Annotated in this window: 22 protein-coding genes; 13 read left to right on the plus strand and 9 right to left on the minus strand. The window is 61.8% G+C overall.

Annotated features, from left to right (window positions below):
- Nucleotides 1–52: 52 nt before the first annotated feature.
- Nucleotides 53–496, minus strand: a complete 444-nt coding sequence (locus HCZ30_RS10830; RefSeq protein WP_167638306.1) for a type II toxin-antitoxin system RatA family toxin — start codon at nt 494–496, stop codon at nt 53–55.
- Between the two features lie 143 nt (nt 497–639).
- Here HCZ30_RS10830 and hpt point away from each other — a divergent pair, with 143 nt between their 5' ends.
- From hpt to HCZ30_RS10845, 3 genes are all read left to right on the plus strand, one after another.
- Nucleotides 640–1,188, plus strand: a complete 549-nt coding sequence (gene hpt, locus HCZ30_RS10835) for a hypoxanthine phosphoribosyltransferase (protein ID WP_167638307.1) — start codon at nt 640–642, stop codon at nt 1,186–1,188.
- A gap of 118 nt (nt 1,189–1,306) precedes the next feature.
- Nucleotides 1,307–1,765: a c-type cytochrome gene (locus HCZ30_RS10840; protein WP_167638308.1), complete on the plus strand. Its 459-nt coding sequence runs from the start codon at nt 1,307–1,309 to the stop codon at nt 1,763–1,765.
- A 3-nt stretch (nt 1,766–1,768) separates the two neighbouring features.
- Nucleotides 1,769–2,659 carry a c-type cytochrome gene (locus tag HCZ30_RS10845; RefSeq protein ID WP_167638309.1) on the plus strand — a complete coding sequence of 297 codons (891 nt, stop codon included), beginning with the start codon at nt 1,769–1,771 and terminating at the stop codon, nt 2,657–2,659.
- A gap of 29 nt (nt 2,660–2,688) precedes the next feature.
- On the opposite strand, the gene HCZ30_RS10850 is transcribed toward HCZ30_RS10845, so the two are convergent.
- The 4 genes from HCZ30_RS10850 to HCZ30_RS10865 all read right to left on the minus strand — a co-directional run bounded on the left by HCZ30_RS10850 (nt 2,689) and on the right by HCZ30_RS10865 (nt 6,095).
- The gene (locus tag HCZ30_RS10850; protein ID WP_167638310.1) at nt 2,689–3,849 is read right to left on the minus strand and encodes an ammonium transporter; all 1,161 of its coding nucleotides are present in this window, start codon (nt 3,847–3,849) and stop codon (nt 2,689–2,691) included.
- Nucleotides 3,850–4,000: 151 nt separating this feature from the next.
- A complete protein-coding gene (locus tag HCZ30_RS10855; protein ID WP_348640373.1) occupies nt 4,001–4,489 on the minus strand; it encodes a CinA family protein in 489 nt (162 codons plus the stop codon).
- Nucleotides 4,486–4,977, minus strand: coding sequence for a phosphatidylglycerophosphatase A family protein (locus tag HCZ30_RS10860; RefSeq protein WP_167638311.1), 492 nt, complete (start codon nt 4,975–4,977; stop codon nt 4,486–4,488). The genes HCZ30_RS10855 and HCZ30_RS10860 overlap by 4 nt, the downstream gene beginning before the upstream one ends.
- The gene (locus HCZ30_RS10865) at nt 4,974–6,095 is read right to left on the minus strand and encodes a bifunctional 2-C-methyl-D-erythritol 4-phosphate cytidylyltransferase/2-C-methyl-D-erythritol 2,4-cyclodiphosphate synthase (RefSeq protein ID WP_167638312.1); all 1,122 of its coding nucleotides are present in this window, start codon (nt 6,093–6,095) and stop codon (nt 4,974–4,976) included. Before HCZ30_RS10865 ends, HCZ30_RS10860 begins: the two co-directional genes overlap by 4 nt.
- 195 nt (nt 6,096–6,290) lie before the next feature.
- Here HCZ30_RS10865 and dusB point away from each other — a divergent pair, with 195 nt between their 5' ends.
- From dusB to HCZ30_RS10890, 5 genes are all read left to right on the plus strand, one after another.
- A complete protein-coding gene (gene dusB, locus HCZ30_RS10870) occupies nt 6,291–7,286 on the plus strand; it encodes a tRNA dihydrouridine synthase DusB (protein WP_246212751.1) in 996 nt (331 codons plus the stop codon).
- Nucleotides 7,283–8,365 carry a two-component system sensor histidine kinase NtrB gene (locus tag HCZ30_RS10875; RefSeq protein WP_167638313.1) on the plus strand — a complete coding sequence of 361 codons (1,083 nt, stop codon included), beginning with the start codon at nt 7,283–7,285 and terminating at the stop codon, nt 8,363–8,365. The genes dusB and HCZ30_RS10875 overlap by 4 nt, the downstream gene beginning before the upstream one ends.
- Nucleotides 8,365–9,729, plus strand: coding sequence for a response regulator (locus HCZ30_RS10880; RefSeq protein WP_167638314.1), 1,365 nt, complete (start codon nt 8,365–8,367; stop codon nt 9,727–9,729). The genes HCZ30_RS10875 and HCZ30_RS10880 overlap by 1 nt, the downstream gene beginning before the upstream one ends.
- Before the next feature lie 116 nt (nt 9,730–9,845).
- Nucleotides 9,846–12,077 (plus strand): sensor histidine kinase NtrY-like, encoded by a 2,232-nt coding sequence (locus HCZ30_RS10885; RefSeq protein WP_167638365.1) that lies wholly within the window; start codon nt 9,846–9,848, stop codon nt 12,075–12,077.
- A gap of 11 nt (nt 12,078–12,088) precedes the next feature.
- Nucleotides 12,089–13,498 carry a sigma-54-dependent transcriptional regulator gene (locus HCZ30_RS10890; RefSeq protein ID WP_167638315.1) on the plus strand — a complete coding sequence of 470 codons (1,410 nt, stop codon included), beginning with the start codon at nt 12,089–12,091 and terminating at the stop codon, nt 13,496–13,498.
- Here the strand turns inward: HCZ30_RS10890 and HCZ30_RS10895 are convergent, their stop codons facing one another.
- Nucleotides 13,499–14,011 carry a TetR/AcrR family transcriptional regulator gene (locus HCZ30_RS10895; RefSeq protein WP_167638316.1) on the minus strand — a complete coding sequence of 171 codons (513 nt, stop codon included), beginning with the start codon at nt 14,009–14,011 and terminating at the stop codon, nt 13,499–13,501.
- A gap of 288 nt (nt 14,012–14,299) precedes the next feature.
- Between HCZ30_RS10895 and trkA the strand changes: the two genes are divergently transcribed.
- The 4 genes from trkA to hflX all read left to right on the plus strand — a co-directional run bounded on the left by trkA (nt 14,300) and on the right by hflX (nt 18,827).
- On the plus strand, nt 14,300–15,676 hold the full coding sequence (gene trkA, locus HCZ30_RS10900) for a Trk system potassium transporter TrkA (RefSeq protein ID WP_167638317.1): 1,377 nt from the start codon (nt 14,300–14,302) through the stop codon (nt 15,674–15,676).
- A 7-nt stretch (nt 15,677–15,683) separates the two neighbouring features.
- Nucleotides 15,684–17,201, plus strand: a complete 1,518-nt coding sequence (locus tag HCZ30_RS10905; protein ID WP_167638318.1) for a TrkH family potassium uptake protein — start codon at nt 15,684–15,686, stop codon at nt 17,199–17,201.
- A gap of 115 nt (nt 17,202–17,316) precedes the next feature.
- Nucleotides 17,317–17,550 (plus strand): RNA chaperone Hfq, encoded by a 234-nt coding sequence (gene hfq / locus HCZ30_RS10910; protein WP_167638319.1) that lies wholly within the window; start codon nt 17,317–17,319, stop codon nt 17,548–17,550.
- A gap of 5 nt (nt 17,551–17,555) precedes the next feature.
- Nucleotides 17,556–18,827 carry a GTPase HflX gene (hflX, locus tag HCZ30_RS10915; RefSeq protein ID WP_167638320.1) on the plus strand — a complete coding sequence of 424 codons (1,272 nt, stop codon included), beginning with the start codon at nt 17,556–17,558 and terminating at the stop codon, nt 18,825–18,827.
- Nucleotides 18,828–18,891: 64 nt separating this feature from the next.
- On the opposite strand, the gene HCZ30_RS10920 is transcribed toward hflX, so the two are convergent.
- Nucleotides 18,892–21,354 (minus strand): penicillin acylase family protein, encoded by a 2,463-nt coding sequence (locus HCZ30_RS10920; protein WP_167638321.1) that lies wholly within the window; start codon nt 21,352–21,354, stop codon nt 18,892–18,894.
- A 99-nt stretch (nt 21,355–21,453) separates the two neighbouring features.
- Here HCZ30_RS10920 and HCZ30_RS10925 point away from each other — a divergent pair, with 99 nt between their 5' ends.
- A complete protein-coding gene (locus HCZ30_RS10925; protein ID WP_167638322.1) occupies nt 21,454–22,326 on the plus strand; it encodes an NAD(P)-dependent oxidoreductase in 873 nt (290 codons plus the stop codon).
- A 99-nt stretch (nt 22,327–22,425) separates the two neighbouring features.
- Here HCZ30_RS10925 and HCZ30_RS10930 read toward each other — a convergent pair whose 3' ends face one another.
- Together HCZ30_RS10930 and HCZ30_RS10935 are read right to left on the minus strand one after the other, a co-directional pair.
- Complete coding sequence (locus tag HCZ30_RS10930; protein ID WP_167638323.1) at nt 22,426–23,277, minus strand: ferredoxin--NADP reductase; 852 nt, start codon at nt 23,275–23,277, stop codon at nt 22,426–22,428.
- Between the two features lie 61 nt (nt 23,278–23,338).
- Nucleotides 23,339–23,740, minus strand: coding sequence for a DUF934 domain-containing protein (locus tag HCZ30_RS10935; protein WP_167638324.1), 402 nt, complete (start codon nt 23,738–23,740; stop codon nt 23,339–23,341).
- Nucleotide 23,741 lies beyond the last annotated feature (1 nt).

Raw genomic sequence — 23,741 nt, forward strand, 5'->3', positions numbered from 1 at the left:
CCCGGGATATTTTTGGCACAAAGGCAAAGGGCGCGGCTCCTTGCCTTTTTCGTTAGCCGTAGAGCTGGCGGGCGCGGTCTTCGAAGGCGCGGACGACGCGGGACATGGCTTCATTGAAGAACATGCCGGCGGCGCCTTGCAGGATGCGGCTTTTGAATTCGAAATCGACTTTGAACGCGACCTCGCAGCCGCCTTCGACATCGCGGAACTTCCAGACGCTGTTGAGGTATTTGAACGGGCCGTCGATGTAGGCGGTGTCGATCTGTTTTTTCTCGGGCCAGAGCGTGACGCGCGAGCCGAAACTTTCGCGGAAGACTTTGAAGGATACGACGAGATCGGCCAGCATGATCTGGTGGTCGCCGTGGTCGGTCACCGAACGGATGCGAGCGCCTGCGGTCCACGGGAGGAATTTGGGGTAACTCGCTACATCGGCCACCAGATCGTACATCTGCTGGGCGGTATAGGGCAGGACCTTGGATTCTTCGTGGTGCGGCATATGTCGTCCTCGTCGTCTTCCGTCCTTTACTTACGGCGCTGAGTGGAGAGCGCAAGGGGCGAGCTTGTGTCCGAGGATATCCGTGGCGATTTGCCCGGCTTTGGCGCATGGTGGCGGCGCAGCGGAAGACCGGAGGATTTGGCATGACCACGCGCAAGTATCACATCGATCAGATGATCTCGGCCAAGGCGATTGCCGCGCGGATCGAGGCGTTGGCGGACGAGATCAAGGCCGAGTTCGACGACACGCCCAAGCTGGTGGTCGTGGGGCTGCTGCGCGGATCGTTTGTGTTCATCGCCGATCTGGTGCGGGAACTTGATCTGCCGGTGGAGGTCGATTTTATCGAAGCCTCGTCCTACGGCGACAGCACAGAAAGCTCACGCGAGGTGCGTATTCTGAAAGACCTGCGGGGGCAGATTGCGGGGCGTGATGTGCTGATCGTTGAGGATATCGTGGATACGGGGCATACGCTGTCGGCGGTGTCGGAGTATCTGACCGCTCGCCATCCTGCGCGGATGAAGACCATTGCACTGCTCGATAAACCTGCCCGCCGCGAGGTGGATTTCAAGGCGGACTGGATCGGGTTTGAAATTCCTGACGAGTTCGTCGTGGGATACGGGATCGACTTTGCCCAGCGGAACCGCAACCTGCCGTATATCGGCTCCGTGAAGTTCGACGACGACGAAGGATGAATTCACCATGGCGTGATGTGCGCCGAAACATAGTGTGTCAGCGCTGGTGCGGGGTAGCTTGAAAGCTGAACTGACTGCACCATGCTTATCAATATTCTTTTATGATTAGGAGACACTCATGTTTCGCACTGCCTCTTTGACCGCCGTTCTTGTTGCCGCCCTTGCGGCGCCTGCAATTGCGCAGGACGCTAACCCCGCCGTTTCGGCCCGTCAGGCACATATGGACCTGCTGGCCTTCAACCTCGGCACGCTGGGCAACATGGCCCGCGAGCGTATCGAGTATGATGCCGATGCCGCGACCATCGCTGCGAAGAACCTCGTTGCGCTGACCTCGATCGACCAGACCGGTTACTGGGTCGAAGGCACGGATGCCGACACGCTGATGGAATCCCACGCGCTGCCCGCGATCTGGGAAAACATGGACGACTTCGAAGCCAAGACCGCCGCTCTGCATGACGCGGCCATGGCGATGGAAGAGGCCGCTGGCGTAGACCTCGCGTCGCTTCAGGCTGCGATGGGCGGTCTGGGTCAGGGTTGCGGTGGTTGCCACCAGACGTATCGTCAGTCCGACAACTGATCGATGAAGCGTTTACTAGCAGCCGGTGTCGCGGCCCTTGCCGTTGCGGCCGCAGCGGGCTGGGTTCTGACCGCGCCGAAGCCTCTGGACGAGACTGCCGTTTCCGGCATGACCGGCGATCCCGAAGCGGGGCGTCTGGCGTTCGCCGCCGGTGGCTGCGCATCCTGCCATATCGCGCCGGATGCGGAGGCTTCGGATCAGCCCGTGCTGTCGGGCGGTCAGGAATTCGCCTCGGAGTTCGGGATTTTCATCGCGCCGAACATTTCGCCCGACGAAGAGCACGGTATCGGCGGATGGACTGACCTCCAGTTCGTCAATGCGGTGAAGGAAGGGGTCGGGCCGGACGGAAAGCACCTTTATCCGGCGTTTCCCTATAGCTCCTACACCCGCGCGGACGTTCAGGACATTCTGGACATCGAAGCCTACATACGCACGCTGCCTGCCTCGGCAGAGCCGAACCAGCCGCATCAACTGGCGTTTCCGTTCAGCATACGCCGCAGTGTGGGTGGCTGGAAGCTCCTGTTCTTTAGCGATGACTGGGTTGTGGACGGCGATCTGACTGAGGAGCAACAGCGCGGACGCTATCTGGTGGAGGGCCTCGGTCACTGCGCCGAATGCCATACGCCACGCAATGCGCTGGGTGCGCTGGATACTTCGCAATGGCTGGCGGGTGCGCCCAATCCGTCGGGTCAGGGCAATATCCCGAACATCACGCCAGGGGCGCTCGATTGGAGCGCGGCGGATATCTCGGCCTATCTGGAGAGCGGGTTCACGCCCGAGTTCGACAGTGCGGGCGGCGATATGGCTCACGTGGTCGAGAATATCTCGCAACTACCGGCCAGTGATCGCGATGCGATTGCGGCGTACCTCAAAGCGGTGCCTGCCGTGAATTGAAAAAGGGAGCCAATCGGCCCCCTTTGTTTTTAAGAGTTCAACTCGTAGGCCCGTTCGCCATGGACCGCGAGGTCGAGGCCGTTCGTCTCGGTTTCCAGATCGACGCGGATCGGAATGAAGATCTTGATCACGTAGATCAGGACCAGCGTCACAACGACGGTGAACACGCCGACAATCGCGAGGCCCGACAGCTGTGCGGCCCAGGTCGCGCCACCGAAGACGGCGATCATGATCGTGCCGAAGATGCCGCCGACACCGTGGACCGCAAAGACGTCCAGCGAGTCGTCCAGCTTCAGGCGGTCACGGATCAGCACAACGGCTTCCTGACAGAGGATACCAGCCACGCCGCCGATGATGAGCGCCTCGACAGGGCCGACCGAGCCAGCCGCGGGGGTGATCGACGCCAGACCCGCGATGGAGCCGGTGACCATCGACACGAGCGATGCGCGACCGAACTTGATCTTTTCCCACAGCGCCCACGTCAGCGAAGCGGTTGCAGCCGACAGGTGGGTCACGGTGATCGCCATCGCAGCCGAGCCGTCAGCCGCCAGCGCCGAGCCGCCGTTGAAGCCGAACCAGCCGACCCACAGCATACCAGCGCCGATGAAGACCATACCCGGTTGGTGCGGCGGGGTGTGCTTGGTCTTGCGCGGGCCGAGGACGACCGCCAGCAGGACAGCCGCGAGGCCAGCGGTTTCGTGAACCACGATACCACCTGCGAAGTCGACAACGCCCATGTCGGCAAGGAAACCGCCGCCCCAGATCCAGTGGACGACCGGCGCGTAGACCAGCAGCATCCATGCGCCCGAGAACACCAGCACAAACGCAAAGCTGATACGCTCAACGTAAGCGCCGACGATGAGGGCAGGCGTGATGATGGCGAAAGTCATCTGGAAGGCAAAGAACAGCACTTCGGGAATGGTGCCTGCCAGCGTGTCGGCGTCGACACCCGTCAGAAACGCTTTGTCCATGCCGCCCCAGTAGGCACCTTCACCGCCAAAAGCGATGGTGTAGCCCGCGACAAGCCACAGCACGCTCATCAGGCAGGCGATGGCAAAGCAGTGCATGAACACGCTGAGCACGTTCCGGCCACGCACAAGGCCGCCGTAAAACAGAGCCAGGCCCGGCAGTGTCATAAACAGCACCAAGGCAGTGGCCACGATGATCCAAGCGGTATCCGCTCCGTTCATTTGTCCCCTCCAAAAATCTGGGTTGTCCCTATTCGGAGGCGCTCAAAGCGGATTCACAATGCGCAGGAAAGAAGCGATTGCGGTCTGGGGTGATGTTTTTGTGCGCAGTTTGCGAACTGCTTAAATGGTGTGCGGAAAATGTAGCGGGTGGTCAGGAAGTGTGCGAAATGGAAATGATACGGTCCAAGAGCATCTGCAAGGCGTGTTCGGTTGCAGCGCTACGCACATTTTCGCGCCCAAGTGCTCCAAATTCGACCGTCTGGCAAAAAGTCTGGGTCCCGTCGGTCACGCCGAAACACACGCGGCCCTCGGGTTTGAAGTCCGATCCGCCCGGTCCGGCGATGCCCGTGGTCGCCACGGCAACGGCGGAGCGGGCGTGGAGGCGCGCACCCTCGCACATCTCCTTGGCGGTCTCTTCGCTGACCGCACCATGCGCGTCGAGCGTCGCTTGACGCACGCCCAGCATCTCGACCTTGGCGGTGTTGGAGTAGGTGACATAGCCGCGCTCGAACGCGGCGGAACTGCCCGCGATATCGGTCAGCGCGGCAGCCACCATCCCGCCCGTGCAGCTCTCTGCGGTGGCGATGGTGATGCCGCGTTCCTTGGCCGCAAGGATGATCTGTGTCGCGAGCGGGATCACATCAGGAACCCGTGCGCTGCGCCTGCGGCGACCATCGTCGCGACGCCCGCGAAGATGCCTGCCAGAAGGTCGTCATACATTACGCCCAACCAGTCGTGGCGGCGGTCTGCGCGGCCGATGATCCACGGCTTCCAGATGTCGAAGAGGCGGAAGAACAGGAACGCCGCGACCCAGCCCGGATAGGGGAAGTTCCAGTTGTCGAGGCCCATCAGCCAGAACCCGAGGCTCGGGAAACAGAGCGCCAGCCACTGCGCGGCCACTTCGTCGATCACGATCTCCGAAGGGTCCTCGCCGGGGCGGTTCTTCAGCTCCGCATGGCAGGCCCAGAATCCCGCGATGGTGGCGAGAACCGTTGCAATAGCGAGCAGCGGGAAGCTTCCAAGGCCGTGCAGCACGAGGCCGAGGCCAACCGCAACCGCCGAACCCCAAGTGCCGGGGGCAGGGCGCAGCAGGCCTACGTAAAAGAATGTCGCGACAAGACGGCTCATAGTTTCACCAGTGTAGCAGTTGCGATCGAGGCGATGCCTTCTTCGCGGCCCGTAAATCCGAGTTTTTCGGATGTTGTTGCTTTGACGCTCACGCGGTCCTCGCTCAGGCCCATGATCGTCGCCATCGCGGATTTCATCGCGGCGTGGTGCGGGCCGACCTTGGGGGCCTCGCAGATCAGGGTGCAGTCTACGTGGGTGATGGTGAACCCGTTGTCACGTGCAAGCTTGCACGCATGTTCGAGGAAGATATGGCTCGCCGCGCCTTTCCACTGCGGATCGCTCGGTGGGAAGTGCTGGCCGATGTCGCCCATGCCCAATGCGCCGTAGATCGCGTCGGTGACGGCGTGCATACCGACGTCCGCATCGGAATGGCCCTTGAGCGACTTCGTGTGCGGCACCTTCACGCCGCAAAGCCAGACGTGGTCGCCTTCGGTGAAGGCGTGAACGTCGTAGCCGTTGCCTGTACGGATATCCATTCCTGCTCCTAAGTGTCTTTCGGCGCGGGCGAAATCGTCCGGTCCGGTAATCTTGATATTGGCTTCGTCGCCCTCGACGATCAGAACGTCAAGCCCTGCGGCCCGCGCCACCTGCACGTCATCCGCCGCAGCGCCGCTGTAATTGCGGTGCGCGTCGAGAATCTTGTCAAAGCGGAAACCCTGAGGCGTTTGCGCGCGGAACAGATTGGTGCGGTCCTGCGTACCGTCGACATTGCCGTCCTTACCGACCCAAAGCGCATCGGTGACAGCGACCGCAGGCGCGGCCCCATCGTGGGCGCTGAGCGCATCGACAACGCGGGTGATCACGGCCTCGGACACCAGCGGACGTGCGGCATCGTGGATCAGGACGACATCGGGCGCGTCAGTGGCCAGCGCCTCCAGCCCGTTCCGGACCGAGGCATCACGGCTCACGCCGCCCGCGACGCAGGTGCATCCTTCAAGCTCCGCCGCGCGGTGCATGTCGTCGGGGTGCAGGACGACCACGATCCGATCGAAGCTGGCAAATCGCTCCAGCGTGTGGGAAAGCACAGTGCGGTCCTGAATGATACGCCATTGCTTCGGCACGTCGCCTCCTGCACGTACGCCGCGTCCGGCAGCAACGATGATGACCGCTTTGTTCATATGCACCTCATGTTCGCCACGCGGTTTAAGGTGCGCGCATGAGCGGGGCAATCTTGCGCTGTCACAATTCGGTGCATTATGCCCATTATTTGTGCAGCGCATATGATATGGTCAAATATCAGTTGCCTAGTCATTGAGCGTGGCCGCGTGTTTGGCTACTTCTAAATCGAACGCCCAACAAATGAGCAGCCTATTTTGTCTCTGAGCGAATCCCTTTCTATCGGCACCGTCGACCTCGCGCCCGCAGTGGCTCTTGCGCCGCTCGCCGGCATTACCGACCTGCCGTTCCGCCAGCTGGTGTCCAGCTTTGGCGCGGGCTGGGTCGTGTCCGAAATGGTCGCGAGCCAAGAGATGATCCAAGGCAAACCCGGTGTGCGCGAAAAGGCGGAACTGGGTTTCGATCAAGCGAACACCGCCGTCCAGATCGCGGGCCGCGAGGCTTACTGGATGGCCGAAGCCGCCCGCGCTGTTGAAGCGAACGGCGCGAAGATGATCGATATTAACATGGGTTGCCCCGCCAAGAAGGTGACGAACGGCTATTCGGGTTCCGCGCTCCTGAAAGACCTAGACCACGCGCTGACGTTGATCGAAGCCGTAGTGGAAGCCGTTTCGATCCCCGTGACGTTGAAAACCCGCCTTGGCTGGGACGACAACCTTCTGAACGCCCCAGACCTCGCGCGCCGCGCAGAGGCCGCGGGCATCCAGCTTCTCACCATTCACGGACGCACCCGCTGCCAGTTTTACAAAGGCAGCGCTGATTGGGCCGCGATCCGCGAAGTGAAAGACAGCGTCTCTATTCCGGTGATCGCCAACGGCGACATCGTGAGCTTGGAGACGGCGAGACAGGCATTGGACCAGTCGGGCGCCAATGGCGTGATGATCGGACGCGGCGCACAGGGCCGCCCGTGGATACTGGCACAGATTACAGCAGAATTGACAGGGACACCGGCAGTGAACGCGCCGGATAAAGAAGAATTTATTGACATGGTATCAAACCATTACGAGGCGATGCTTGACTTCTACGGCATCGAACTGGGTGTCCGCGTCGCCCGCAAACACCTAGGCTGGTATCTCGACGAGGGCGCGCCCGAAACGCCGCTCCGCCGCGATATCCTGACCGCAAGCGAGCCGTCCAAGGCATTGAAACTGATCAGGGAAGCCCTGTCGGACGCCGAAGGGATCGCCGCATGATCGCTGACGCAAACCTCTGGAACTCGCTTCCGGTGCCCGCGCTTCTGATGGGCGAAGACGACATCATCCTCGACAGCAATCCGGCGGCGGAAAGCTTCCTTAACCTGTCGAGCAAGTCGCTCATCGGCTCCAGCCTCTGGGACAAGGTGATGATCGACGCGCCGCTGGAGGAAGCCTACAGCCGCGCCGTTACGTACCGCTCCTCGCTGTTCGTGAACGATGTCGACGTCGGTTCGGGCGAGCGCCCGCCGATCCTGTGCAACATCCAGTTCTCGCCGCTCTCGGGGCAGGAAAAGACGATGCTGATGATGATCTCCCCGCGCGAGATCGCCAACCGCGTCACCGTCAACCAGTCCTCGGGCAAGGCCGCAAAATCCGCGATCGGCATGGCCGAGATGCTGGCCCACGAGATCAAGAACCCGCTCGCGGGCATCACAGGTGCGGCGCAGCTGCTGTCGATGAACCTGTCCTCAGAAGATCAGGAGATGACGGACCTCATCGTCGACGAATGCCGCCGCATCGTAAAGCTGCTGGAGCAGGTCGAACAGTTCGGCAACCTCCGTCCGCCGCTCCTCAAGCCAATGAACATACACGACGTTCTGGACCGCGCCCGCCAGTCGGCCTCGGTCAGCTACGGCGCGCACATGATGTTCATCGAGGATTACGACCCCTCGCTGCCGCAGACGCTGGCAGACGGCGACCAACTGCTTCAGGTCTTCATGAACCTGATTAAGAACGCCTGCGAAGCGGGCGCGGCCGGCGGTTCGATCCGTCTGCGCACCTTCTACGATACCTCGCTGCGCGTCCGCCGCGCCGATGGCTCGCACGCACGTCTGCCGCTTCAGGTGGAGATTATCGACGATGGCCCCGGACTGCCGCAGGACATCGCCAATGACGTATTCGAACCCTTCGTGTCAGGTCGTGAAAACGGGACTGGCCTCGGGCTGGCGCTTGTCGCCAAATTGATCGGGGACATGGGCGGCTGGATTTCGGTGGACAGCACCCCCGGCAAGACCGTGTTCCGCATTTCGCTGCCGCGCGCACCCAAAGAATTACCTATGACCGACGGAGATAACTGATGGACGGAACTGTACTTGTCGCCGATGACGACCGCACAATCCGCACTGTTCTGACACAGGCGCTGACGCGGGCGGGCTGCAAGGTCCACGCGACGTCGTCTCTAGTGACGCTCATGCGCTGGGTCGAAGAAGGTAAGGGCGATCTGGTGATCTCCGACGTGGTCATGCCGGACGGTAACGGTCTGGAACAACTGCCGAAAATCAGCGCCGCACGTCCGGGTCTGCCGGTCATCGTGATCTCTGCGCAGAACACCATTATGACCGCGATCCAGGCGGCCGAGGCGGATGCCTACGACTACCTGCCCAAGCCGTTCGACCTGCCGGACCTGATGAAGCGCGCGGCTCGTGCGCTCGAAGTCAAACGCCGTGCGCCCGCGCCAAAGGCCGAAACCGCCGACCGTTCGAACGAGCTGCCGCTTGTGGGCCGCACGCCTGCGATGCAGTCGCTCTACCGCCTTGTTGCGCGGATGATGAACACGCCGCTTCCGGTTCTGATCACCGGCGAAAGCGGCACCGGCAAATCGCTGATCGCCCGCGCGATCCATGACCTGTCCGACCGCCGCAGCCTGCCGTTCGTGGTGGTTTCGCCCAGCGATCTGCAAGGGATGGACGGCCCGTCTTCGGTCATCGCCCGCGCCAAGGGCGGTTCGATTTTGTTCGATGAAGTCAGTGACATGACCGACGATGTTCAGGCAAAAATCGTCCGTATGCTCGACAGCCTCGGCGAGAATGCCCCGCGCATCATGGCGACCAGCCAGACAGACCTGATGAATCGCATGGAAAATGGCGAGTTCCGCTCCGATCTGTTCTACCGCCTGTCGGGCGTGACGATCTCGGTGCCGTCGCTGCGCGAACGCGTCGACGATATCTCGCTGCTGTCCGAACATTTCCTTGCGCGTTCGGAGCGTGACGGCCTGCCGCATCGCCGCCTGAGCAACGGTGCGCTTGATCTCGCCCGCGCCTACAGCTGGCCGGGGAACGTGCGTCAGTTGGAAAACGCGATGCGCCGTCTGGTGGTGACCGCTGCCGAGGAAGAAATCACCCGCAGCGAGATGGAGCACATCCTCCAGAACCAGCCCGCTATGGAGCCGCTGCGCTCTGGCGATAGCGGGGACAAGCTGTCGGCCTCGGTAGCCAAGCATCTGCGCCGCTATTTCGACCTGCACGGAGGCGTTCTGCCGCCAGCTGGCCTCTACAACCGTATTTTACGCGAAGTTGAGACGCCGCTCATCGAAATCGCGCTCGACGCGACCGGCGGAAATCAGGCGAAATGTGCCGACCTGCTTGGCATCAACCGCAATACTTTGCGCAAAAAGATCACCGAGCTGGATATTCGCGTGACACGACGCCGTAAGCTGATGTAAATTCGCCACATAACAGTGACCAAAGAGTCGCAACTGCGGCATCCGAAGCACATAGGCGGAGGCGGGTCAAAACCCGCCAAACAACAGGGCAAGATGTGAAGCGTTCCGTGTCAGCCATGCTGATCGGCCGGTTCAACCGGTGGCGACTCCAGCGTTCCGTACAGAACGCGTTCACGCTCGGGCTGGTCATTCTCGGACCGGCCTTGGCGGGCGTGACCTTTTTTGTCATGGGACCGCTCGATCAGGGCAGCGCGGACAACTCGCTGCGCGTCGTGCTGCTGGCTGATCTCGTCTATATTCTGGTGGTTGCGGGCCTCGTGGCCGAGCGGATCATGCGGCTGGTTGCGGCCCGCCGTGCGCGCTCTGCTGGATCGCGGCTTTATGCGCGCCTGACTGGCGTTTTCGTCCTGCTCGCGCTGCTGCCGACCGTGCTGGTCGCGGTGTTCGCGGTGCTGTCGATCAACGTCGGTCTGGAGGGCTGGTTCTCCGAACGCGTCGGCAACGTTCTGAACAATTCGGTCCGCGCAGCGGAGGCGTATAAGGACGAGCACCGTCAGGAATTGACGCGCGATGCCAATGCCTTAGCGTCCTATCTTAACATCCAGCGCCAAGCCACGCCATTCATGTCGGACGGCGAGGTCCGCGAGGCGCTCGCCGCTGTGCAGAGCACCATCGACCGCTCGCTCTCCGAAGCCTTTGTCATTGATGCCACGGGCGAATATCGCGCCCGCGCGGTCGGGTCCTACCAGTTCGATATGGAGCCGCTCACCGCCGAGGATATCGCCAAGGCTGACCGTGATGGCTCGCTGATTTTCGAGGACTGGGACAACAACGAATTCCGCATCGTCCTGCCGCTCGACAGCTTCCTTGACCGCTATCTTTATGTGAGCCGACCGGTCGACGGGGCGATTCTCAATCTGCTCGATGAAACGCAAGAGACGGTGAGCCTTTATAATCAGATCGAGAGCGACCGCGGGCGGCTGCTGTTCGAATTCGGCCTGATCTACATCGGCTTCGCGGTGATCCTGATCCTCGCGGCGATCTGGCTGGCGATCTGGTTTGCCGAGCGTCTATCGCGTCCCGTGGGACGGCTTGTGTCTGCGTCCCAGCGGGTTGGTGCGGGCGATCTGAACGTACGCGTCTACGAAGAACCGGGCGATGACGAAATCGCGCAATTGAGCCGCGATTTCAACAAGATGACGCAGCAGCTTAATGAGCAGCGCAAGACGCTCATCCAGAACACCAACCAGATCGAGGAACGCCGCCGTCTGTTCGACTCCGTGCTGACGTCGATCACCTCGGGCGTGGTCGGTCTGGACTCGGACGGTGCTATCACCTTCGTAAACCGCTCGGGCGAACGGCTTCTGGACATGGAGGCCGGCATGGAGGCTGGCTCGCTGGTCGTCGCGGTGCCGGAGTTCGGACCGCTGTTCGATAGCCTCCACAGCGAAGGCCGCGAGGTCGTGCAGGCGCAGGTCAACCTTATCCGCGCGGGCCATCAGGAGGCGCTGCTCGTGCGTATGAGCACGCGGCGCACCACCGACGGCACGCTCGAAGGCTACGTGGTGGCGTTCGACGATGTGACCGACCTCGTGACCGCGCAGAGGACCGCTGCGTGGGGCGATGTGGCCCGCCGCATTGCGCACGAGATCAAGAACCCGCTCACACCGATCCAACTGTCCGCCGAACGGATCAAACGCAAGTTCGCGCCGAAGGTTGGCGAGGAGAGCGATACGCTCGAACAGATGACCGATGTGATTGTGCGTCAAACCAATGACTTGCGCCGCATCGTTGACGAGTTCTCGCGGTTCGCCCGTATGCCGGAGCCGATTAAGGTCACGCATGATCTGAGCAAGCTCGTGCATGATGCGGTGATGCTGCAAACCAGCGGTCAGCCGGAGGTGAAGCTGGTCGAAACGCTGGTCGACAATCCTGTCCCCGCCGACGTGGACGCGACGATGATTGGTCAGGCACTGACGAACCTCATCAAGAACGCTGGCGAAGCCATTGAAACGCGGAAAGAAAAGCTAGGTCATGACGTCCAGCCCGAAATCCGCGTGACGATGGAGCTCGACGGCAAGATCGCGCGCATCTGCATCTCGGATAACGGGATTGGGCTGCCTGAAGATCGCGGCCGCTTGTTCGAGCCCTATGTCACGACGCGTGACAAGGGCACGGGCCTCGGGCTGCCGATCGTGAAGAAGATTATCGAAGAACATGGTGGAATCCTGCAATTGCAGGACGCCGAAGAATATGACGGAACGGGCCATATAGGCGCGAAAGCTGTCATCGAACTGCCGATCCGCACCGACATTAACGGTGACGGAGCGCAAATGATTGAACCGTGAGGGGCAAGAATATGGGCGACATTCTCATTACCGACGACGAACGCGACATCCGCGAGCTGATCTCGGACATCCTGAAGGACGAAGGGTTCAGCACCCGCGTCGCGGCGAACGCCGAACAGTGCATGTCCGAAATCGAGAGCGAGAAGCCCGCTCTGATGATCCTCGATATCTGGCTGAAGGACAGCCACATGGACGGGATCGACATCCTTAAGAAGGTGAAGCGCGAACACCCCGAGATCCCGATCGTGATCATCTCGGGCCACGGCAACATTGAGATCGCCGTCGCCGCGATCAAGCAGGGTGCCTACGACTTCATCGAGAAGCCGTTCAACATCGACCAGTTGATGGTGGTCATCCGCCGCGCGATGGAAACCTCGCGCCTGCGTCGTGAAAATCAGGAACTCCGCCGCGCCGACGGTCCGCCCGCAGAGATGCTGGGCGAGAGCACCATTTTCCGCACCATGAAGTCGCAGCTGGACAAGGTGACCAAGTCGAACGGCCGCGTGATGCTTTCGGGTGCTCCGGGCAGCGGTAAGGAAATCGCGGCGCGCTACATCCACGCCAATTCGAACCGCGCCGATGCACCGTTTGTCGTTGTGTCGTCAGCCTCTATCGATCCCGAGCGCATGGAAGACGTGCTGTTCGGACGCGAAACCAAGGAAAACGGGATCGAGCAGGGCCTGCTCGAACAGGCCAACGGCGGCGTGATCTATTTCGACGAGGTGGCAGAGATGCCTCTCGGCACACAGTCCAAGATCCTGCGCGTCCTTGTAGACCAGACCTTCAACCGCGTTGGCGGCACCGAGAAGGTGCAGGTCGATCTGCGGGTGATTTCGTCCACCAACCGCGATCTGGACGCCGAGATTGCCGCCGGAAACTTCCGTCAGGAACTGTTCCACCGTCTGAACGTGGTGCCGATCGCTGTGCCGAGCCTTGCCGAGCGCCGTGACGATATCCCGATGCTGGCCGAATATTTCATCGAGACGTTCAACCGCACGCAAGGTCTGCCGTTGCGGGCTCTCGCCGATGAAACCCGCGCGATGCTCCAGACCATGCCGTGGCCGGGGAACGTGCGTCAGCTGAAAAACGTGGTGGAACGTGTACTGATCCTCGGTGACAGCAGCGAGCCGATCTCTGCCCGTGAATTGCCCGCGCAGGAAAACCATGTCGAAGAAGACGGCCGCGTTGTGCTGTCGGGCGCGCTGGCCACGCTGCCGCTGCGCGAAGCGCGTGAGCTGTTCGAGCGTGAATATCTGCTCACGCAGATCAACCGTTTCGGCGGCAACATCAGCCGGACGGCGTCGTTTGTGGGAATGGAGCGCTCGGCTCTGCACCGCAAGCTCAAGTCGCTCGGCGTGGTCACGTCCTCCAAGAGCGGAGCACGCGTGGCCCACGTCAACGCTGACGGCGAAGAAGAGTAATCAGACGAGCGAACGAACGATCTGGCGGAGGTTCGCCTCTGCCAGACGATCCAGCGTCGTATCGTCCACGCCGCAAACGTCCTTGAGCGTGAAATAGGGCTCCGGCCCGATCACGGCAGCGATGCGCAGGGTGATTTCCTCGATCCGGTCGCCCAGCGATTTCGCAATGGGCTCCAGCGCAAGCGAGATCATCCGCAGACGGCGGTCGTTGCGCGCGTCACTGTTTTCGAACGGCGCCTGACGCGTGGCGATACGTTCGTGGCGCTTGGCAATAAACAGGCGGTAGCCCGCCTCGTTGCGGCGGACCCATTCCATCATGATGTTATGGACGGCAACGACCCGCTCGATAGGGTCTTGGTGGACGCTGACTTTTTCTTTGCACATGACGAGATAATCGTCATCGCGGCCCGCATCGTTACGGATGATCGCTTCGATCTGGATGGTCTCGGCGTCTGGGAAGTAACGGTAAGCGGTCGCTGTCGAAATGTTGGCGGCGTTTGCTACACCCGCCACCGTAATAAGTTCCTTCCGACGAAGCATTTCGTAGGCAGCATCTAATAGAGCATTGCGCGTACGGATCTTCTGACTGACGCGACCTTTTTCCAGCGCGTTCGCCCTAATAGCCGATGACATTTCGTATTCTGTCCCAGTTTTTCGTTGTATTTTAATTATCTGTTCGCCTGTTAAGCAACCTACTAATTGGTTTTATGACAGGTTTGCAAGCCCAAGCTGGTCAGCCTTCCGATTGACCATACTTCCGTTAGGTGCCACACCATGGCTGAATTAACCGGGAAGGTTGGGATGAAGGTTATTATTTGCGGCGCCGGTCAGGTCGGGTGGCAAATCGCACGTCACCTGTCGTCAGAGCGCAATGATGTCACCGTGGTCGACAACAACCCCGAGCTGATCCGGCGCGCGATGGAAACGCTGGATGTGAACGGCGTTGCGGGCCATGCGTCCTATCCCGACGTGCTGGAACGGGCAGGGGCCGAGGACGCGGATATGATCATCGCGGCGACCCACTCGGACGAAGTGAACATGGTCACCTGCCAGATCGCCCACTCCGCTTTCGCGATCCAGCGCAAGATCGCCCGTATCCGAGCGCAGAGCTATCTGGACGCGATTTATTCAGACCTCTACCGCCGCGATCACATGCCGATCGACGTGGTCATCAGCCCCGAACGCGAGGTCGCTGCGGCGGCGCTCCAGCGACTTGCGGCGCCGATGGCCTTCGACACGGAGAACTTCTTTAACGGCAAAGCGCAGCTCATTGGCATCACGGTGGACGGCGACTGTCCGGTTATCAACACGCCGCTGCGCCAGCTGACCGATCTGTTCTCGACCCTGCAAGCGATCGTGGTCGGCATCCGCCGCGAGGGCACTCTGTTCGTACCGTCTCCGGGTGACCAGATTTTCCCGCAGGATGACGTCTATGTCTTTGCCCGCGAAGAGGACGTGAACCGCACGTTCGAGGTGTTCGGCAAGCGCACCGTCAAGCAAGAGCGCATCGTCATCATCGGCGGCGGTAACGTCGGTCTCGCCGTGGCCAAGGAGCTTGAAAGCCGCCAGCAGCGCGTCCGCGTGAAGATCATCGAAAAGGACCGCGCACAGGCGGAGATTGCCGCCGACGCACTGGAACGGACGATTGTTCTGAATGGTGACGGTCTGAACGCGAGCCTTCTGGAAGAGGCGAACGTCGCCACCGCCGACGCGGTTCTGGCTGTCACTGACGACGATAAGACCAACATGCTGTCGGCTGTTCGGGCCAAGGCCAACGGCGCGAAGATGGCGATCTGTTTGACCAACGATCCGACGCTGATGGGCCTGCTGCCCGCGCTCGACATCGACGCTTACATCAACCCGCGTGCGACCACCGTGTCGTCGATCCTACGACACATCCGTCATGGCCGCGTGCGCTCGGTCTATTCGGTCGGTGACGCCGAGGCCGAGATGATCGAAGCCCACGTCCTCGGCACATCGCCGATGTCGGGCCAGAAAATCCGCGATATCGGTTTCCCCGAAGGCGTGATCGTTGGCGGCATCCTGCGCGATGGCCAGTACAAGAAGCCGAACGCCGATTTCCGCATCGAGGAGGGCGACATGATCGCGATCTTCGCCCGCGCGCCCGACGTGCCGGAAGTCGAGCGACTCCTTCAGGTTTCGATCGATTACTTCTAGACCGATGATGCGTCGAATCACATCAATGCCGCTGTTCGTGCTGCTGATCCTGATCGGCTCGCTCGCTATGGTGCTGCCTGCGATCCATGCGTTGATGAACGAGAACTTCGCCGTCGCGCGGGCGTTCTTCTATTCGGCGATCCTCGGCACGCTGCTGTCGACCCTCATCGCGGTCGCGACCTTCGACCGGCTGCCCGAAAGCCTCGCGCGGAGCCACCTTGTCACGCTGCTCGCGGCCTATGCGGTGCTGCCGATCATCCTCGCGATCCCGTTCCACGAAGCGCACGGACGTACCACGTTCTTCGACGCCTATTTCGAAATGGTGTCGGACTTTACGACCACCGGCTCGACGCTCTACGACAGCCCGTGGCGCCTCGCGCCGTCGCTGCACCTGTGGCGCGCGATTGTCGGCTGGCTGGGCGGTCTGTTCGTCTGGATCACCGCTGTTGCGGTCCTAGCGCCCCTGAACCTCGGCGGGTTCGAGGTGCGCCGCGCGGCCGATAGTGCTGCACCTGCTGAGAGCTACGTGCAGATTTCGCGCGTGGCCGATACCTCCGAACGCCTGATCCGCTACACTGCGCAGCTGACGCCGATCTACATCGGCCTGACGGCGGCGCTCTGGGTCGGGCTGATCGTGGCGGGCGATCGGTCTTTTGTCGCGCTGCTGCACGCGATGTCGACGCTGTCCACCTCGGGCATTTCGTCCATCGGCGGCATTTACTGGTCGCAGAGCGGGATCGTCGGAGAGATCCTGATATTCGGCTTCATGTTCTTCGCCGTCTCGCGCCTGACCTTCAGCCGCGACGCTATGGGGATCGACAAGACCAACATCAAGCAAGACCCCGAACTGCGCATGGCGGGGATGCTGCTGATCATCGTGCCTGCGTTTCTCTACCTGCGCCACTACTTCAACACGCTTGAAGAGCACCAGCTGGAGGGCGCGCTCTCCGGTCTTTCCGCGCTTTGGGGTGGTCTCTTCACCACCCTTTCGTTCCTGACGACCACGGGGTTCGAGTCGAAATACTGGGGCACGCTGACCAACTGGTCCGAACTGTCCACGCCCGGCCTTGTGCTGGTCGGTCTGTCGCTAATTGGCGGCGGTATCGCGACCACGGCAGGCGGGGTGAAGCTGCTGCGGGTCTATGCGCTCTACCGCCATTCCGAGCGCGAGCTGGAACGCATGGTTCACCCGTCGTCCGTTGGCGGCTCGGGCCAGCAGGCGCGCCGCATCCGCCGTCAGGGTGCGCAGATCTCGTGGGTGTTCTTCATGCTCTTCGCGCTGTCGATCACCGCTGTGATGGTCGCGCTGTCGCTTGTGGGCGTGTCGTTCGAGAACGCAGTGGTGCTCGCCGTCGCCGCGCTGGCCAACTGTGGCCCGCTGGTCGAAGTCGCCGCGGAAGCGCCGATTGCGATCTCGACCATTCCCGTCGAGGCCAAGGCCATCCTTGCCGCCGCGATGGTGCTGGGACGGCTTGAAGCACTGGCGATCATCGCACTTCTCAACCCCGATTTCTGGCGGAAATGACACGCGGCGTAGTCTGCTGATTTTGGGGCTGGAATCTCGCTGAATCGTTCGACATACTCACCCGAAAGAGGGAGGCCGGTCCGCGGCCACAAGAACAAAAAAAGGACAAGCCAAAATGGCGGCTGACAAACAGAACCTTCAGGATGCATTCCTCAATCATGTTCGCAAAGCCAAAGTACCGGTAACGATTTTTCTGGTAAATGGCGTGAAGCTCCAGGGTGACATCACCTGGTTCGATAGCTTCTGCGTTCTCCTGCGCCGCGACGGCAAATCGCAGCTCGTTTACAAGAGCGCGATTTCGACGATCATGCCGGCGAGCCCGATTAGCCTTTATGATGGTGACGAGTAATTAATATGGAAACCGACAGGCCTGCAACGCGGGCCTGGGTACTACACCCAGACATCAAAGCCGACCGTGACCGCCGACTGGCGGGGCCGGCTTTGGAAGAAGCCGTTTCTCTGGCCGCTGCACTTCCCGCGTTGGAAGTCGTCGGCGCAGATATCGTTTCGCTCCCCAAAGTGCATCCCGGGATGCTCTTCGGTTCGGGCAAGATCGAAGAACTGGCTGCCCGTTTCAAAGAGAACGACATTGAACTTGTACTGATCGACGGCCACGTCGGACCTGTGCAGCAGCGGAACCTCGAAAAAGAATGGAAGTGCAAGATCCTTGACCGGACTGGCCTCATTCTCGAGATTTTCTCCGACCGCGCACGGACCCGCGAAGGTGTTCTTCAGGTCGAAATGGCGGCGCTGTCCTATCAGCGGACCCGCCTTGTGCGCGCATGGACGCACCTCGAGCGCCAGCGCGGCGGTTTGGGGTTCGTCGGCGGTCCCGGTGAAACCCAGATCGAGGCCGACCGCCGCGCGATCGACGACCAGTTGGTGCGTCTGCGCCGTCAGCTCGACCGCGTCATCCGCACGCGCGAGCTGCACCGCAAGGCCCGCGCCAAGGTGCCGTTCCCGATCATCGCGCTCGTGGGCTACACCAACGCCGGTAAATCGACGCTGTTCAACCGCCTGACCGGCGCCGAGGTTTTCGCGAAAGACATGCTCTTCGCGACGCTCGACCCGACCATGCGGCGCGTGACGCTGCCGACGGGCGATGAGGTGATCCTGTCCGATACGGTGGGCTTCATCTCCGACCTGCCGACCGAACTGGTCGCGGCCTTCCGCGCCACGCTCGAAGAAGTGCTGGACGCCGATCTGGTCGTGCACGTGCGCGACATCAGCCACAGCCAGACCGACGAGCAGGCCGAGGACGTGCGCAAGATCCTCTCGAGCCTCGGTGTCGACGACACAGGCCCGAAGATCGAGGTCTGGAACAAGGTCGACCAACTGTCCGAGGACGACGCGGAAGCGGTTCGCAATCAGGCAGAGCGCACCGACGATCTGTTCGCGATCTCCGCCATTACCGGCGAGGGTCTGGATCGTCTGCTGCAAGCGATGTCCGACAAGCTCAAGCCGGAGACGGAAACGACCACAATCGAGGTGCCGTTCTCTGACGGTCGCCGCCGTGCGTGGCTGTTCGAGCAGGATGTCGTGGACGAGGAGAGCCAGTCCGAGACCGGCTACCGGTTCACGGTGACGTGGACCCCGATCCAGAAAGAGCGCTTCGCAAGGCTCTGACCGGAGTGGGGGCTCTGCCCCCGCGCTGGCGCGCTCCCCCGGGATATTTATCGCACAAAGGCAATCAGCGGCGTGGCACCAAGTGTGTCACGCCCGTTGCTGCTGCGCGCGCGAGTGTCGGGTCGAGCGACATCGGGATGTATTCGCCCTGACGCCAGCGTTCGCCCTGGTCGTCGTAATAGCGGCTGAGCGGGTGGCCGGACTGGCCTGTCGAGACCACGAAGACCGAGCTATCGGGGTCCGCGAAATCGTAGACGCCGCGGTAGGTGGCGGCCTCGACATTTTCGAACGGCAACGCGCCGATACCGCTGGTCAAACCACGCATCAGGGTGTTGTCGCCGCCCGATGTGGACTGCGTGATATTGGCGACCCATTTCAGGATCGGTGACTGGCCGAGCACGGGGTGAGTGTGGACTGCTTGGTGCGCGTCGCCCCAGCGGAGGGCTTCGACAGCAGTGCCTTGGTGTTCGGCGATCCAGATCAGCGCATCGTCGAGCGCCGCGCGGGCGATGTCGGTGCAGGTTTCGAGCGGCTCGGACTGGATGATGTCACACCACACACCTGCGCCGTCGACATCGCGGAAAACGCGCTCGATGAAGACGGGGTCGATGTGGGTGAAGCTGTCCGCCAGCGGGCCAAGGTTGTCGCGGATCAGGCGGTCTTGCAACTCGCGCATCCAAGCGGCGTAGATCAGCGGCTCGGGGAGGTGTTCGTTCATCTCGCCGTTCCAGTTGGCGAGGAGTTCGAGCGCCTGCTGGCGGCGGCGCTGCGGGGTGCCGTCGGGGGCGGGTTCGCCTGTGAACCACAGGTTCGCGCCGACGAGCGGAAGCAGCGTGCGGGCGGAGTAGCTGACGGTGTCGAGCTGCGCTTCGATAAAGCTTTCGCGGGTGTGGACGCCGCGCATACTCATGAGGCGTTCCCAGCGGTGGATACGCTGGTTGTCGCCCCAATCGAAAGTCATGTTGCTCGGGTAGCTGCGATCCGTGGTGCGGTTGTTGGTGTTGCCAAGGATGCCTTCTTCGGGGTCGAGAAGGGAGTAGTTCCGGCTGTAGGATTGGAAGCCGTCCCAGCGGTTTTCGGGCTTATAGCCATAGCTGGGCATCCGGCCTTCGCTGTCGCTGCTGCGCGAACGGCTGGGCAATTTGCCGATGACCTTTAAACCGATGTTGTTGCGGTCGGCGATCATGAGGTTCAGCGCGGGCGCGATCTGCGGACGGGCGGCAGAGATGGCGCCTTCGACGCTGCGGGCGCGCATGATGCCGATGGCGGCCTCGAGCGTAGTGTCCTGATCCGACAGGCCCGTCCAGTTGGCCGAAAGGACGTGACCGGGCGTGCGGATGGTGTCGAGGTTGAACTGCTCGGGCGGCAGGATCGGGCCGTTTTCAGTCCAGAGCAGTTTCAGGGTGACGGCGGGCTGGTCCTCGATCACCACGATGCTGTCGCGGGTTTCGAAGTTTTTCCAGCCGTCCGTGCCGCGATATTGTGCGGAGTTTTCGGGGTTCACTTCCTCCAGGTAAAGATCGAGGTCGTCCGCCGTGGACGCCGTAATCGCCCAGCCGATATCGGCGCTGCGGCCCGAAAGGACCGCCGGAATCCCGGGGATCGTGGCGCCGATGACGCCGCCGTTTTCCAGCTCCAGCCGCGCGAGATACCAGTTGGCTGGGGCGGTCAGGGTGGAGTGCAGATCGTTCGCCAGAAGCGTCGAGCCGGTGGTCGAACGCTCGGGGCCAGCGGCCCATGCGTTGGCAGAGCCGGCCTCACCCGCAGGGCGCACGGGGTAGAGCGGGTCGGGCTCGGTCGGAATGCCGGGCAGGCGGGACGGCATGTCCTGCACCAGTTCGGTGAAACGCTTTGGATCGCCGCCGCTATTAGTGCTGTCCTCGGGCAGGATATCGCGGATGCGGTCCGGCTCGACCAGTTTGGAGACGTTGGCGCGGAGCACCTCGTCGTAAATCTGGCTGGACTGTTTAAGTGCAAAGACCTTCATCAGCGCGATGCTGTCGGCGGGCTGCCACGGGGCGACGGGCTGGTTGAAGAGCCACATCTCGGGCGCGCCGCGACCGCGGGCACCGTCGTTGACCTCGGCCAGCCATGCGTTGACGCCAGCGCTGTAGGCTTCGAGCAGAGTCAGCGTGTCCTCGTCCAGCGCATCGACGCTGGCGACCGACAGGTTGTAGATATCGAGGCGGCGCATCAACACGTCGGCGGGTAGGGTGCGGCGGCCAAAGACCTCGGACAGGCGGCCCTGCGCGGTGCGGCGTGCGACGATCATCTGCCAGAAGCGGTCTTGCGCGTGGACGAATCCGAGGGCGTAGAAGCTGTCCGCATCACTCGCGCCGAAGATGTGCGGCACGTCGGAGTTATCACGGACGATTTCTACCGGCGCGGAGATACCGGACACCGTAAATTCGCCGTCATATTCGGGCAGGGACCGCGCGGCAAAATAGTAGGCCAGCACCGCCGTAAAGACCACCAGACCGAGAAGTGTCGAGGCCAACCAGAACATCCAGCGAAACAGCTTGATCATTCGAATTCCTACCGCAGTGCTCGTGTCTTTACGCCAGAGCGCGCGGGCTCTAGGTTTCCCATAAACCCGATATGTGGCAATTGGCGAAAGGGCAAGCACATGGCAAAAATCGCGTTCCTCGGACTGGGGGTTATGGGCTACCCCATGGCAGGTCACCTTGCGGCGAAGGGCCACGATGTGACGGTCTACAATCGCACGACATCCAAAGCCGAAGAGTGGGTCAAACAGCACGGCGGCAATTTCGGCAAGACGCCAGCCGAGGCCGTGGCCGGTGCCGAATTTGTTATGTCCTGCGTCGGTAACGATGACGATCTGCGCAGCGTGTGTACGGGCGAGGACGGCGCTTTTGCAGGCATGGAGAGCGGCACGGTCTTCGTCGACCATACCACGGTGTCGGCGGCTGTGACGCGCGAGCTCTACGCCGTCGCCGCCCAAAAGGACATCGCGTTCGTCGATGCGCCGATTTCGGGCGGTCAGGCGGGCGCCGAGAATGGCGTGCTGTCCGTGATGTGCGGCGGCGACAAAGAGGCGTTCGACCGTGCCGAGCCGGTGATCGACGCCTACGCGAAAATCTGCCGCCTCTTGGGTGAATGCGGCGCGGGTCAGCTGACGAAGATGTGCAACCAGATCGCCATCGCGGGTCTGGTGCAGGGTCTGGCCGAGTCGTTGCACTTCGCCCAGAAGGCGGGCCTTGACGGTGAGGCGGTGGTCGAGGTCATCAGCCAAGGCGCTGCGGGCAGCTGGCAAATGATGAACCGTCACAAGACCATGCTGGACGATCACTACGACCACGGGTTCGCGGTCGATTGGATGCGCAAGGATCTGGGGATCTGCCTGAAGACAGCGGACGAGAACGGCGCGAGCCTGCCTGTGACGGCGCTGGTCGATCAGTTCTACAAGGATGTGCAGAAGCTCGGCGGCAAGCGGTGGGATACGTCGTCGCTGCTCAAGCGCTTGCAGGAGATGGGGTAAGGCGGGAGGGGCTTTGCCCCTCTTGGCCGTGCGGCCAATTCACCCCAGGATATTTGAAGCACAAAGGCAGGGGGCGTTGGCTCCCTGCCTTTATCGTTCTTAGTCGAGGAATGCTTTTTCGACGACGTACTGTGCGGGCTTGGAGTTCGCGCCTTCCTCGAGGCCGTAGCCTTCGAGCATTTCCTTGATTTCAAGGTTAAAGGCGAGGTTGCCGCAGACCATTGCGCGGTCGGTTTCGGGGTTGATTTGCGGCACACCGAGATCGGTGAACGCTTCGCCCGAACGCATCAGGTCGGTGATGCGGCCCATTTTCGGGCTCTCTTCGCGGGTGGTGGTCGGGTAGTACTTGATCTTCTTCCAGAAGCCTTCGCCGATGACGTCGTTCAGCAGCTCGTCGGTTTTCAGGCTTTCGATCAGGTCGCGGCCGTAGGTCAGTTCGCCCACTTCGCGGCAGGTGTGGGTGATGATGACTTCGTCGTAGTCCTCGTAGGTCTGCGGTTCGCGCAGCAGCGAGGCGAAGGGCGCAAAGCCGGTGCCGGTGGCGAAGAACCACAGGCGCTTGCCGGGGATCAGCGCGTCATGGACGAGCGTGCCGACGGGCTTGGGGCGCATGATGATCTCGTCGCCGGGCTGGATGTGCTGGAGCTTCGAGGTCAGCGGGCCGTCCTGCACTTTGATAGAATAGAACTCCAGCTCCTCGTCCCACGACGGGGAGGCGATGGAGTAGGCGCGCAGCAGCGGCTTGACCTTGCCGGTCTTTTCATCGGGATCGCCCATCAGGCCGATCATGACGAATTCGCCCGAGCGGAAACGCATGGTTTCGGGGCGGGTGCAGCGGAACGAGAACAGGCGGTCGGTATAGTGTTTGACCTCTGTCACGGTCTGCGCGTCGGGCAGGTGCGGTTTAACGGGGGCTTCTTTCACGAGTGTCTGTTCGGTCATGTGTGTCATTCGGGCTATTTAGCGCCCGACCCATCTGTAATCTTTGATCTGTGTCAGGGGAAGAGGACGTTCAGCCGCGGACGCGGGCCTGATAGTCGTTCTGTTCCCAGTTCGCGCGGGTGAGCCAGTTGGCTTCGGGCTGGCGGGCTGCAAGGTCGTCGCTGATCTCAACTTCGTCGAAACCCGAGCGGCGCGCCATTGCGTATTGTTCGCAGATGACGTGTCCCTGAGCGCGCAGACGGCCCTGATAGCCCAGACGGCGCAGTTGCGCAGCGAGCGTGAAGCCGCGGCCATCGGCGAACGACGGGAAGGCAATCGCCACGCCGTTTGCGTCCAGCGCCTTGGGCAGGTCCGCCGGATTGGTGTCCGACGGGATCAGGATCGCGTCACCCGGTTGTGCCTCGGCCAGCGGGACGAAGGCAGCGGTGAAATCATCGGCAACAAAGCCGGTATCTTGTACGAGTACGGTCATC

It is taken from the genome of Marivivens donghaensis, from assembly GCF_011806565.1.
In the GTDB taxonomy this organism is placed as follows: Bacteria; Pseudomonadota; Alphaproteobacteria; order Rhodobacterales; family Rhodobacteraceae; genus Marivivens; species Marivivens donghaensis_A.